This is a genomic window from uncultured Erythrobacter sp. (assembly GCF_947499705.1).
Lineage (GTDB): Bacteria > Pseudomonadota > Alphaproteobacteria > Sphingomonadales > Sphingomonadaceae > Erythrobacter.
Genome location: NZ_CANMPJ010000001.1, coordinates 551,189 through 563,694, shown reverse-complemented (window position 1 = coordinate 563,694; position 12,506 = coordinate 551,189). Strand labels below are relative to the sequence as shown.

The window sequence follows — 12,506 nt, the reverse complement described above, 5'->3', positions numbered from 1 at the left end:
GATCCCAAGCCGTGCCCGCATATCCACACGTCCCGATTCCGTCAAACCTACCCGGCAGGAATCATCGGGAAAGCTGGCTACCTTGCGCCGCGGCGTTCCTGCGATGCGTTGTTTCTGCGCGATCATGCCGCTAGTCGTATCGAAGGTTCAATCCCGGGAGGAAAGTGCCGCAATGGCGGATACACAGTCAGACACGAAAGACCGGAATGATGCGGTCGTGATCGCGTTGGTCGATGATGATCGCAACATCCTGACAACCGTGTCCATTGCGCTTCAGGCGGAGGGGTTTGTCACACGCCTCTATTCCGACGGGGAGACGGCTTTGAAGGCGCTACTCGAGAACCCACCGGACCTCGCAGTATTCGACATCAAGATGCCCAAGATGGACGGAATGGAGCTGCTCCGCCGGGTTCGCGATCACTCTCCGCTGCCGGTGATCTTTCTGACCAGCAAGGATGACGAGGCCGACGAAGAGGCGGGACTTGAACTGGGCGCAGACGACTACATTGCGAAGCCGTTCAGTCTACGCCTGTTGTTGGCGCGCATTCGGGCCATCCTGCGACGCGCTGATCCGGGACGAGACTTTGGTGCAGAGCCGGGAGAGATTGAGCCCGTCCATCCGAGCATTGATCGCGGACGCCTATATATGGACCCTGCACGCCATCACGTGACTTGGAATGACAGGCCAGTCAGCTTGACCGTGACTGAGTTCCTGATCCTCGAAGCACTCGCCGCCCGTCCTGGCGTGATCAAAAGCCGCAACCAGCTAATGGACGCTGCTTACCCAGACGATGTGTTCGTCGATGATCGCACGGTCGACAGTCACATCAAGCGGATGCGACGCAAGTTCCGCGTGGTCGATCCCGAATTCGGTGCGATCGATACGCTTTACGGGGCGGGCTACAGCTTCAACGATGTCTGAGAATTCGCACCTAGCGAACGCCGATGACGACGCACCGATCGTCGCGCGCGGCGGCGAGCAGCTGAGCCCCGTGGGACGCTTTTCGCTTACCGCTCGCATTCTGATCGTGAATATCCTCCCGCTCGCATTGCTGGGTGGCGGATTGTTCTACCTCGACGGCTACCGCACGCAGCTCATCAATGAACGCTTCAAGATGGCGCGGATCGAAGCGCAAATTACAGCCGAAGCACTCGCCGGCGCCTCACGCGAACGTCAGGAAGCCTTGCTGGTGCAAATCGGCAAAGAGCAGCGCATGCGGTTGCGGATGTTCGACTCTGAAGGTTTACTGTGGGCCGACAGCTTCGCGCTCGATGAACCCGCCTTCGAATTCGACGACATCAGCGATGACACTTGGGACCAGCAATTCGCGCGTTGGCTCGATCGTACGGTTGATACGATTGTCAGCGCCGAGGCCGTGCCGGACTATGTCGAGCCGGAAGCAACACAAGCCGATGCCTGGCCGGAATTGGTGCGCGCACGCGATGAAGAAGTCAGCCAGATCACCTTGTATGATTGGCAAGATGGGACACCGGTGATCACCGCTGCAGCGCCAGTCGGCCTAAACGGCGCGACATTGCTCACCGTGCGCAACGCCGTGGATATCACTGAAAGCGTCCGGTCCGCGCGTTCCACGCTCGGGCTCGGGGTGATGCTTGTTCTATTTGCCTCGGCAATGCTCTCGCTATTCCTCGCGCGCACGATCGTCACCCCGCTGCGACAGCTCGCAACGGCAGCCGTCAAGGTTCGTCAGGGCCGGGAACGTGAAGTTGAGGTGCCCCGCTTACCGGCGCGCGGAGATGAGATTGGACTGCTTGCCCGAGCTGTGTCGGATATGACCACAGCCCTGCGCCAGCGGATCGACGCGGTCGATAGCTTCGCCGCCGATGTCGCGCACGAGATCAAGAACCCGCTTGCCAGTCTGCGCAGCGCGGTTGAATCGCTGCCCAAGGTCAAAGACGCCGACACTCGCCGCGAACTCGAACAGATCGCCACCCACGATGTCCGCCGGATCGATCGGTTGGTCAGCGAGATATCGGACGCGAGCCGGATTGATTCTGAAATGTCGCGCGCGACCCTCGAGCGTATCGACCTGTCGGACCTAGTGAACGCAATCGTCGGCAGCCGCGAAAATCGCGCTGAAAACCAGGACCACCGGATCGAGCTCAAGGCACGCGGGTTTGCGGCCAATGTAATGGGGGTCGGCGCACGGCTTGAGCGGGTAGTCGAGAACCTGCTCGACAATGCTGTGTCGTTCTCACCACCCGAAGCGCCGATCGAAGTGATCGTCGACAATGATGGCGAATGCGTGACTTTGCTTGTGTGCGATTCTGGACCGGGGATTCCAGAGGATTCGCGCGAAAAAGTGTTCCATCGTTTCCATTCGGTGCGCCCCGATGCCGAGGATTTCGGCAATCACTCTGGCCTCGGTCTGGCCATCGCCCGCGCCATTGCCGAAGCGCATGATGGCTCTCTCACGGCAGAGGCCCGGCCAGACGGAGAACCCGGCGCTTGCTTGCGATTCCGACTGCCCGCAGCGTGAGCGACGCGAAGAAACTGCTCCTCGGTGTAAGCGTGGTCGCGATAAAGGGTCGCGCTCTGATAATCGAAGGTCCTCCCGGAAGCGGCAAGTCCAGCCTCGCTCTCGCATTGATTGATCGGGGCGCAGACTTAATCGGTGATGACGGGGTAAGTCTTGAGCGCGGCAATAATCGCGTCTTTGCGGCCCCTCCTCCCAACACGAGCGGGTTGATTGAGGTCCGAAATGTGGGGCTGCTCGAAATGAATGTGGCGCCGCCTACACCCATCGCTTTGACTATAAACCTGGAAGAGAATGCCGAGCGGCTGCCTGAAAGACCTATGCAGCGGGAGGTTTTTGGCGTTTCCATTCCAGCACTTGGCTTCACACTGGGAACAATCGCGCCCGCGCTTCGGGCGGAGGCCGCGCTCCGCACACACGGACTGAATTTCGACTAACCGTCCACCGACCAGTGCATACTGCATAGATTGCCCTTCCCTTCGGACCCTAGCAGCGCGAGAACGCGTTCCATGGAATCGGTCCCAACTTCTGCTGCCTCTCAAAGCGTGCTGCTCGTCACCGGGCTTTCGGGCGCTGGAAAATCGACCGCGCTCGACGTTTTGGAAGACCTTGGCTGGGAGACCATCGACAACTTCCCCGTCCGCCTGCTCAAGCGGCTGCTGGTTCAAAGCGACGGGCAGCAAAGCCGTCTCGCCATCGGATTCGATTCGCGGACGCGGGGCTTTGTTCCGGGCAAGATGATCGATCTCGTGAAGGATTTGGCGACCCGGCAAGATATCGAGGTGACGTTCATGTTCCTCGATTGCGCGGGAGGCGAAGTCGAGCGGCGCTATAATGAGACGCGTCGCAGGCATCCAATGGCGCTAGACCGACCCCTGCGAGAAGGAATCTCCGCCGAACGCGAGTTGCTGGAACCGCTGCGGCGCTGGGCCGATATAGTGGTCGACACCAGCGACATGTCCGCCAATGACTTGCAAGGCCATGTCCGCGACCTGTTTGGGGAATCCAGTTCACCAGCCTTGTCGCTGACCATCTCCAGCTTCGGTTTTGCCAGAGGCATGCCGCCGCTCGCAGACCTTGTTTTCGACATGCGCTTTCTCGACAACCCGCATTGGGTCGATGGCTTACGTGAGCTTACCGGCCAGGACGCTCCAGTCGGCGAACACATAACGCGCGACCCCGGCTTTGCCCCGTCATTTTCGAAGATTCACGATCTGCTGCTAGCGCTCCTGCCGCTGTATCAAGCGCAGGGAAAATCATACGTCCACGTCGCTTTCGGATGTACCGGAGGGAGACACCGCTCGGTCTTCACCGCCGAGCGCATGGCCCAAGGCTTGCGCGAGGCCGGATTTTCGCCCACTGTCCGGCACCGCAATCTGGGATCGCGCGCGGCCGATGAACTCGAACGCGAACGACGCTGACACCGTCACCGACCCCAGATCGCCTCGCAATTCGTCGCGCTAACTGAGCTAACGGGCCTGATTTCACACATGATTGGATTGATCCTGGTGACTCATGGCCGCTTGGCCGAACAGTTCGTGCAAGCGATGGAGCATGTCGTCGGCCCTCAGGCTGGTGTTGCGACTGTCTGCATCGGTCCGAATGACGATATGGAGCTGCGACGCGCCGAAATCGCAAAGGCGATCGAGGACGTCGAAGCTGGCAGCGGTGTGATTGTGCTCACCGATTTGTTCGGCGGCACGCCTTCCAACCTCGCCATTTCGCTGCTCGAAACGGGCCGCGTTGAAGTGATTGCGGGGATCAACCTGCCAATGCTGATCCGCCTTGCCGGAGCGCGCAAATCGATGAGCGTTGTCGAAGCGGTCGAGGCGGCGCAGACGGCTGGTCGCAATTACATCACGGTCGCAAGCGAATTGCTCGGCAATGACAGTGGTCCGAAAGAAAGCTCCGGGGCGAAGTCCACCGGCGGCAAAGGCTGAGCGCCCGGATGAGCGAGCTTCGCCGGCATATCACAATCGTCAATCAACGCGGGCTTCATGCACGAGCCAGCGCCAAGTTCGTCGGCGCGGTCGCCAGTCTGTCCGGGGACACCAAAGTGAGTGTTGCCAAAGACGGCAACGAAGCGGCGGGCGGCTCCATCCTCGGACTCATGATGCTGGGTGCAGCAAAGGGCGACACGATCGAATTGATCGTAAGCGGCGCGGATGCCCAAGCCGCGTTCGATCAACTGGGCGCGATGATCGAAGACGGGTTTGGCGAAGAGTGACCCGCGCTCTAAGAGCCTGACTATGCGCAAGCACATCACCGGCTTTTCCAATCCAACCGTCAAGTATCTGCGGAGCTTGCGGGACAAGAAGCATCGCAAGCGTGCGGGGCAATTCCTGGTCGAGGGACTGCGACTGCTCGAGGATGCACGAACCAGCGGGCGGCTTCTGCGTCAATTGGTCATGTCGGAAAGTCGAGAGCCGCATGACTTGCTTACCCGTCTGGAAACAGAGGTGGTCGCAGGCGGCGGTGAGGTGATCGAGACTTCTCCCGATATTCTGTCAAAGATCACAGGCAAATCGAATGCGCAAAGCGTCGTGGGGGTGTTCGATGAATGGGACACAGCGCTGGATCAGATCGACCGCGAAGCCGCGCCGATCTGGCTGGTCGCTCAGGCGCTACGCGACCCGGGCAATCTTGGGACCATGCTGCGGACCGGCGATGCGGTCGGCGCAGGCGGGCTGATCCTGATCGACGATTGCGCCGACCCATTCAGCGCCGAAGCGGTGCGCGCGAGTATGGGCGCGGTTTTCACGCAAGCGCTGGCGCAGGCGCGGTGGGAGGACTTCCTGCCTTGGCTACGCGGTGGTGCGGGGCAGCTGGTGGCAGCGAGTCTGCGTGACGCGGTGCCCTATCGCGGTGCGGCCTATGAAGCCCCGTGTTTCATTCTGGTGGGCAACGAGTCGCAAGGGCTTCCTGAGACCTACGAGGCTGAGTGCGATCTGCGGGTCACGATGCCGATGCGTGGGCGGGCGGACAGTCTAAACGCAGCGGTGGCAGGGGCGGTGCTAGCCTATGAAGTGCTGGCTGGGTTGGACGGGCAAAGTTGACACAATTGACAGCGTGTCACCCTCCAATTCTCCTGATTAACTACGTATTTTCAGAATGTTGATGTGAAAGAGCGAAGTTGACACTTGTCCAACTTGCTTTCGAGTGGCGTCTGACGATGTGAAAGAGCGAACCGCATGGTGACAGCGCGCGGCGAAGTAGGAAAGTCTTCCGCCCGAGTTAAACTAGCCATCAATGGCGTCGGTGGTTTCGGCAACGCACATTCGGCCGTTTCAAGTCGTTTGAACCGCAATTGCGCAAACACGTCGGGAGAGGTGGCGCGGTCCAGAGCGACGATCAGAACATCGTCATCGCACGCCCCGCGTTTCTCCAGCGTGTCGCTGCACTGAAAGTGGATTTCTTTTGGATAGGCCTCACGGCCTAGGCCACGCCGCTCCACTCTCTGGCATTGGGCAATGCGGCCAAGCAACCCCTCCACCGTGAGTGGCTTTCGATCCAGATCGTAGGCGCTGAAGCGCATGGCCTCCAGCGCTGCGGCATCCTGCGCAACAATCGCATCCGCCGCTGCGCGAACCAGATCAGGGGGTTGAGCATGGGCTGAGCAGGCAGCGACCGAAAGCGCCGAAACGACCAACAAATGCGAAAGCCTCATTCAGCCGCCTCGCGCCCATCCTCGATCGCGTCGACTTCTGCCGCATCCTTTGCACTATAACGCGGAGCGCCTTCGACCAGCGGTACTTCCTCGATATCCTTGGCGACCTCGATGCCCTTTTCCGCCATTCGGCGACCTGACGTGAGCACGTTGCGTTCAAAGCTGCCAACGAAGCTGTTGTAGTGCTTCACCGCGTTCTCCAGCCCGCCGCCTACGCGCTTCATGTGGTCGGCAGCGACCCGCAGACGGTCGTAAAGCTCCGCGCCCATCCGACCGATTTCTTGTGCTTCAGCTGCCATTTTGTCCTGTCGCCAGACCTGTGCAACGGTGCGCGCAATAGCGACGAGGTTGGTTGGCGTAGCCAGCAGCACCTTGTTGCGGAACGCGAAATCCCACAGTTCAGGATCGTGCTCTAGCGCAGCGGCAACAAAATGCTCGCCAGGCACGAACATCACGACGTAGTCAGGCGCGTCGTCGAACTGACTTTGGTAGCTCTTCGAGCCGAGCGTCTGGACGTGGTTACGCATGCTCTTGGTGTGCAGATCGAGATGACGCGAACGTTCCTCGTCATTGTCGGCTTCAAACGCGGCCTGATAGGCATTGAGCGAGACTTTGGCGTCGATAACCAACCGTTTTTGACCGGGCACATTCACGATCGCGTCAGGACGTTGCCGCCCAGCATCGGTTTCCATCGATTGTTCAAGGTGGAAATCGGTGTGTTCTGCCAGTCCGCATTGTTCGAGCACGTTCTGCAATGCCCGTTCGCCCCAGCGCCCCCTCGCCTTTGGAGCGTTGGTGAGCGAATTGCCGAGCCGCTGCGCTTCGCGCCGGACCTCTTCCTGCCCTTCACGCATTGACTGGATCAGCCCGTTCAATTGCCCGAACGCATCCACGCGCTGCTTCTCCAGCGTTTCGACCTGCTTTTCGTATTTCTCGAGCCGTTCGCCGACCGGATTGAGCAGCGCCTTGATCTTCTGCTCGCCTGCTTCTTCTGACTGTTTGAAGCGCTCATCTGCGCGGCGAAGGAACGCCTCTTGCGCCTTACTCAGCACCTGCGCGCCGGTGTTCTCAAATTCCTTGAGCAGCTTGTCGCGGGATTCTTCGAGCAGCTTTTTCTGTTCGGCGAACCCGGCCCGTTCGGCTTTGAACGCAGCGTTTTCTTCACACACGCGGTCCAATTCACCCGCAAGCGCATCAGCCCTAGCCGCACGTTCGGACGTCGCCGAAAGTTCGATCTTCGCCTCGCCCAATTCGGCAATCGCAGTCTTGAACTCGCCTTCGCGAGTATCCAGCCGCTCGCGCAGATCGGTCGCTGACTTCGACATGACAAACCAGACAACGCCGCTGCCCAGTGCAAGGCCGACGATCAGCGACACAATTAAGAGAATCGGTTGTTCCATCTGTTGCTTATAGCATGGAACAAAAGCGGAACACCAGTACTTTGTTGGATATCCCCAAATTAGGCAATTTTTCGTGCATTCCGAGCGTTTCGAGCGCAGTTCAAAACCGCAACGAGTGCCCACCCCAGTGCTAGCGAAATCATAACCCAGTCGCGGGTCGCTTCACGCCACTCAGAGACTGCCCAATACATCCATCCAGCAGCTAGGCAGAGCCAGCCAAATGCTCCCAGGAAAAGGGAGCCTCTTGTGGGTGGCACTTCCTCGCGTCTTGGGTCGCTAGCCACAGAGTCCGATAGGAAACCAATCGCCAGAAACAACAGCGAGAGAATGATCAGAAACGCAAAGCCGCCAGCCAAGTCGTCCAATTCGATCATGAACGAAAATCCTAAGCAGCAGCCCTCAGCTTCTTCAGCTTCTTCAGCGCCATCTGCCGCTTCAATCGCGACAGGTGATCGATGAACAGGATGCCTTCGAGGTGGTCCATCTCGTGCTGGAGGCAGGTTGCGAGCAGACCTTCGAGCGCTTCTTCGTGCTCTATGCCCTCGAGATCCTTATACTTGACGGTGCAGGTCGCAGGGCGATCGACGTCGGCGAAGATTTCTGGGACTGACAGGCAGCCCTCTTCGTAGGTGGACAATTCTTCGGCCGGATCGACAATCACCGGATTGATGAAGACGCGCGGGTCGTTGATTACCGGCTGGCTTTCATTGCCATCTTCATCCTTGACCGGATCGGCCTCCATATCGCGTTCCTGCAGGTCGATCACCAACACACGCTTGGGAACGCCGATCTGGATCGCGGCAAGGCCAATGCCCGGCGCGTCGTACATGGTTTCAAACATGTCATCGACGAGCGTCTTGAGCTCGGCGTTGAACTCCGACGGTTCGACGGGAACGGACACAGTTTTGAGCCGGGGGTCCGGCACTTCAAGGATTTCGCGAATAGCCATGGGGCGAAAATAGTGGCGCGGTGCGAGCGGTGCAAGCCAGCGTTTTCGATTACTGAAATTGGCTACTCGACCGGCCGCCTTGCTCTGAGCGCCTGCGCCAGTGTGCCTTCGTCGAGATAGTCCAGTTCCCCGCCAACGGGCAGGCCGTGCGCGAGTTGGGTGATCCGCACCGAATGCGGCTCCAGCCGTTCGGCGAGGTAGTGCGCGGTCGTTTGTCCTTCGAGTGTAGCGTTCATGGCCAGAACTACCTCGTCCACCGTGCCGTCCTCGACTCGCGACAGCAGGGCGGCGATGTTGAGGTCCTCAGGCCCAACCCCGTCGAGCGCCGAGAGCTTCCCGCCCAAAACGTGATACCGCCCACGGAACAGCCGCGCGCGGTCGAGCGCCCAGACATCGGCGACGTCCTCGACCACGCACAGCGACTTGGTATCGCGGCGCGGATCGGCGCAGATGCCGCATGGGTCGGTAGTGTCGACATTGCCGCAGGTCTGGCACTCCACCAGCGTCTCAGACACGGCATCCAATGCCTCGAGCAAAGCGGGCAAAGCCTGTTCGCGGTTCTTCACGAGCCACAGCACCGCGCGCCGAGCAGAACGCGGGCCAAGCCCCGGAAGCCGGGCCAGCGCGCCGGAAAGCGCTTCGATCTCTTGCGATGCCATGGGGGGAGAGATAGGGGCTGGCGCTCCGTTCACAAAGCTCACTGGCTCACCTTATGCGCATCATCTTTATGGGAACGCCCGATTTCGCGGTGCCAGCGCTGGTCGCTTTGCATGAAGCGGGGCATGAGATCGCCTGCGTATACAGCCAACCACCTAGCCGATCCGGGCGCGGAAAGAAGCTGCGCCCATCTCCGGTTCACGCCAAGGCGGAGGAGCTTGGGGTGGAGGTGCGAACCCCGAAATCGCTTCGGAATGAAGAGGCGCAGGCGGAGTTCGCGGCGTTGAATGCCCATGTGGCGGTGGTGGCCGCTTACGGCCTTATCCTTCCGCAACCGATTCTAGATGCGCCGACCCACGGCTGCCTCAATATCCACGCCTCGATCCTGCCGCGCTGGCGCGGGGCTGCGCCAATTCACCGATCGGTGATGGCGGGTGATAAGGAAACCGGGGTTACGATCATGCAAATGGAAGCGGGGCTCGACACCGGACCGATGCTGCATATCGTGCGCACGCCAATAGACACCAAAACCACTGGTGAACTGACCGCCGAACTGGCCGAGCTTGGTGCGGGCGCAATGGTCGAGGTGCTGGCGAACCTTCCCGGCTACGCGCCGCAGCCGCAGGATGACGGGCTGGCGACCTATGCGCCGAAGATCGACAAGGCGGAGGCGCGGATCGACTGGTCGCAGCCTGCCGCAGAGTTGGTGCGACATGTGCACGGTTTGGCCCCCTTTCCCGGCGCCTGGTTCGAGCTGGACGGGGAACGCGTGAAAGTGCTGCGTGCGGTGGTGTTTGAGGGAAATGACGAGCCGGGAACGGTGCTGGACGACAACCTGACAATCGCTTGCGGGTCTGGCTCGATCCGTCCGCTCCGTCTGCAGCGCGCTGGCAAACCGGCGATGGACCTTGCGGACTTCCTGCGCGGGCGCTCGGTTGAAGCGGGAACCATTCTCGCTTGACCCGCTTCGCGCTCACTCTCGAATTCGACGGCACCCCGTATCAGGGCCTGCAGCGCCAGAAGCATGGGCCGAGCGTCCAGCAGACGGTCGAGGAAGCGCTCTACCGCATCACAGGTGAGGAAATCGCGCTCAACAGCGCCGGTCGGACCGACACCGGCGTGCACGCGCTGGCGATGCGCAGCCATGTCGATATCGAAAAAGACCTGACACCGTTCCGCCTCTCCGAAGCATTGAACGCGCAGCTCCGGCCCGATCCGATTGCGATCACTCATTGCGCAATTGTGCCGGACGAATGGCACGCCCGCTTTTCCTGCATCGGGCGGCGCTATCTGTACCGCATCGCCAACCGCCGCGCGCCGCTGGCACTGGCAAAGAACCGGGTTTGGCAGGTCGCGCAGCAATTGGATGTCGAGGCCATGCAACGCGCCTCCCAATTGCTGGTCGGTCGCCACGATTTCACCACCTTCCGCTCGGTCAAATGCCAGGCGAAAGATCCAGTAAAAACGCTCGATCAGCTCGATGTTGTTGAGGCCGAAGGACCATTCGGCCCGGAAATCCACATCCACGCCGCCGCACGCAGCTTCCTCCACCATCAGGTCCGCTCGATGGTGGGCTGCCTCAAATTCGTTGGATCCGGAACATGGGAGGTCGATCGGGTCGCCGAAGCCCTCGCCGCACGCGACCGCCAACAATTAGGTCTTAACGCCCCGCCCCATGGTCTCTACTTCGTAAAAGCGTTTTATCCAGAAACCGATTCTGGCAATGAGGGGGACTAATGGCGAAGTGGTACAAAATCCCGCCGAGCTTTCGCATCACGCAGCGCGAGTATCGGGCCAATATCGAAGGCATGAACATCGTGTTTGGCGCGGTGCTGGGCTTCGTGCTGGTTGGCGCGGAGAATGTCGAGGTCCGAGACTTTATCGGGCTGCTTGTCCTCAGCTCTGCGATCGTCATCATGATCCTCTATCTGGGATCGAGCGAATACAAGCTGTTCAACGCGATCATGGCCGGGGTCAGCATCGCGTTCCTGCCGTATATTGCGGTTGATCTGTTCGACATCACCGAAGTCCCCAAACTTCAACCAACCCTCGCCATCTGGGCTCTCATGGTCCTCGCCGTCGAGCTAATACCCCGCGAAAAAGAGAACAACGAAACTTCTTTGGAGAACGATACATGACAACCGGCAAACAGCTTTTCACCACGCTTTCAGCAGACGGCAAACTCACTCTGGAAATCAGCGAAGAGACTTTCCCGGCGCCGACCGGCAATCAGGTGCTGGTGCAAATGGAAGGCGCGCCGATCAACCCGTCGGACCTCGCAATCCTGACCAGCGCCGCTGACTTCGACAATGCGGAGTATTCTCCCGGCAAGGTCGTCGCCGACATGCCCGAACCATTCCTGTCCGGTCAGCGCGCTCGCCACGGCCAGCGCCTGCCAGCGGGTAACGAAGGCGCAGGCACCGTAGTCGCCACCGGTGACGGCGATATGGCCAAGGCTCTGATGGGCCAGCGCGTCGCATGCGTCCCGGGCAACGCCTTCAGCCAATACGCCATCGCCGATGCGATGATGTGCCTGCCGCTCGGCGATCACTCGAGCGAGGTTGGCGCATCCAGCTTCGTGAACCCGATGACCGCACTCGGCTTTGTCGAAACCGCGAAGATGGAAGGCCACGACGCGATCATCCACCTCGCCGCGGCCTCCAACCTCGGCCAGATGCTAAACAAGATCTGCCTCGAAGACGGGATGAAGCTGGTCAACATTGTGCGCAGGCAAGAGCATGTCGACCTGCTCAAGGGCCTTGGCGCGAAGTACGTCGTGAACTCGTCAGACGACGATTACATGAAGCAATTGCGTGCGGCGATCAGCGAAACCGGCGCGTTCCTTGGCTTTGATCCGATCGGCGGCGGTCAGAACACCGACCATGTGCTGAAAGCCATGGAGCAGGTCGCTGTTTCCCAGATGGACGAGTATTCGCGTTACGGGTCCAACCAGGACAAGAAGATGTATCAGTACGGACGGCTCGACCTGCAGAACCCGACTATCCTGACGCCATCTTATGGCCTGCAATGGACGGTTTCGGGCTGGCTGCTGACCCCGTTCCTCGCGAAAGCTGGCATGGAGACGGTGATCAAGATGCGCACACGTGTGCAGCAGAATCTGACCACGACATTCGCCTCGCACTACAAGGCGAAGGTCAATCTTGAAGAGATGCTGACCAAGGAAGCGATAACCGATTACCGGCAGATGAAGACCGGCGAGAAGTACCTGGTGACGCCGCAGGGGTAGGCTGGACTCGCCCCTCCTCTTCAGAGGAGGGGCAACGAGACTTGCGAGCTTGCTCGCTAGTCGCAGTGGGGTGGTGCCGAGGCCGGTT

The 12,506-nt window shown here is 60.1% G+C and carries 15 protein-coding genes; 11 read left to right on the top strand and 4 right to left on the bottom strand.

All coding sequences use genetic code 11. The annotated features are described in order from the left end of the window. Window positions 1–172 precede the first annotated feature (172 nt). The 7 genes from Q0837_RS02495 to Q0837_RS02465 all read left to right on the top strand — a co-directional run bounded on the left by Q0837_RS02495 (window position 173) and on the right by Q0837_RS02465 (window position 5,554). Window positions 173–922 (top strand): response regulator transcription factor, encoded by a 750-nt coding sequence (locus Q0837_RS02495; protein WP_298464847.1) that lies wholly within the window; start codon window positions 173–175, stop codon window positions 920–922. Beyond that, window positions 915–2,501: an ATP-binding protein gene (locus Q0837_RS02490; RefSeq protein WP_298464845.1), complete on the top strand. Its 1,587-nt coding sequence runs from the start codon at window positions 915–917 to the stop codon at window positions 2,499–2,501. Before Q0837_RS02495 ends, Q0837_RS02490 begins: the two co-directional genes overlap by 8 nt. Next, window positions 2,498–2,935, top strand: a complete 438-nt coding sequence (locus Q0837_RS02485) for an HPr kinase/phosphorylase (protein ID WP_298464841.1) — start codon at window positions 2,498–2,500, stop codon at window positions 2,933–2,935. Before Q0837_RS02490 ends, Q0837_RS02485 begins: the two co-directional genes overlap by 4 nt. Before the next feature lie 72 nt (window positions 2,936–3,007). Then, window positions 3,008–3,919, top strand: coding sequence for an RNase adapter RapZ (gene rapZ, locus Q0837_RS02480; RefSeq protein WP_298464838.1), 912 nt, complete (start codon window positions 3,008–3,010; stop codon window positions 3,917–3,919). Between the two features lie 69 nt (window positions 3,920–3,988). Next, entirely contained in the window at window positions 3,989–4,438 is a 450-nt protein-coding gene (locus Q0837_RS02475; protein WP_298464836.1) for a PTS sugar transporter subunit IIA, read from the top strand. An 8-nt stretch (window positions 4,439–4,446) separates the two neighbouring features. Next, window positions 4,447–4,725: an HPr family phosphocarrier protein gene (locus Q0837_RS02470; RefSeq protein WP_298464834.1), complete on the top strand. Its 279-nt coding sequence runs from the start codon at window positions 4,447–4,449 to the stop codon at window positions 4,723–4,725. Window positions 4,726–4,747: 22 nt separating this feature from the next. Then, entirely contained in the window at window positions 4,748–5,554 is an 807-nt protein-coding gene (locus Q0837_RS02465) for an RNA methyltransferase (RefSeq protein ID WP_298464832.1), read from the top strand. A 50-nt stretch (window positions 5,555–5,604) separates the two neighbouring features. Here the strand turns inward: Q0837_RS02465 and Q0837_RS02460 are convergent, their stop codons facing one another. The 4 genes from Q0837_RS02460 to recR form a co-directional block, all read right to left on the bottom strand. Then, on the bottom strand, window positions 5,605–6,165 hold the full coding sequence (locus Q0837_RS02460) for a hypothetical protein (RefSeq protein WP_298464829.1): 561 nt from the start codon (window positions 6,163–6,165) through the stop codon (window positions 5,605–5,607). Beyond that, window positions 6,162–7,565: a DNA recombination protein RmuC gene (rmuC, locus tag Q0837_RS02455; RefSeq protein WP_298464826.1), complete on the bottom strand. Its 1,404-nt coding sequence runs from the start codon at window positions 7,563–7,565 to the stop codon at window positions 6,162–6,164. The genes Q0837_RS02460 and rmuC overlap by 4 nt, the downstream gene beginning before the upstream one ends. Window positions 7,566–7,950: 385 nt before the next feature. After that, on the bottom strand, window positions 7,951–8,514 hold the full coding sequence (gene def / locus Q0837_RS02450; RefSeq protein ID WP_298464821.1) for a peptide deformylase: 564 nt from the start codon (window positions 8,512–8,514) through the stop codon (window positions 7,951–7,953). A 62-nt stretch (window positions 8,515–8,576) separates the two neighbouring features. Further along, complete coding sequence (recR, locus tag Q0837_RS02445; protein WP_298464819.1) at window positions 8,577–9,173, bottom strand: recombination mediator RecR; 597 nt, start codon at window positions 9,171–9,173, stop codon at window positions 8,577–8,579. 53 nt (window positions 9,174–9,226) lie between these two features. Between recR and fmt the strand changes: the two genes are divergently transcribed. The 4 genes from fmt to Q0837_RS02425 are packed head-to-tail and all read left to right on the top strand — an operon-like array spanning window position 9,227 to window position 12,418. Then, the gene (gene fmt, locus Q0837_RS02440; RefSeq protein ID WP_298464816.1) at window positions 9,227–10,132 is read left to right on the top strand and encodes a methionyl-tRNA formyltransferase; all 906 of its coding nucleotides are present in this window, start codon (window positions 9,227–9,229) and stop codon (window positions 10,130–10,132) included. Then, the gene (truA, locus tag Q0837_RS02435; protein WP_298464813.1) at window positions 10,129–10,908 is read left to right on the top strand and encodes a tRNA pseudouridine(38-40) synthase TruA; all 780 of its coding nucleotides are present in this window, start codon (window positions 10,129–10,131) and stop codon (window positions 10,906–10,908) included. Before fmt ends, truA begins: the two co-directional genes overlap by 4 nt. Continuing rightward, window positions 10,908–11,309, top strand: a complete 402-nt coding sequence (locus tag Q0837_RS02430; RefSeq protein WP_298464809.1) for a hypothetical protein — start codon at window positions 10,908–10,910, stop codon at window positions 11,307–11,309. Before truA ends, Q0837_RS02430 begins: the two co-directional genes overlap by 1 nt. Then, complete coding sequence (locus Q0837_RS02425; protein WP_298464807.1) at window positions 11,306–12,418, top strand: zinc-binding dehydrogenase; 1,113 nt, start codon at window positions 11,306–11,308, stop codon at window positions 12,416–12,418. Before Q0837_RS02430 ends, Q0837_RS02425 begins: the two co-directional genes overlap by 4 nt. Window positions 12,419–12,506 lie beyond the last annotated feature (88 nt).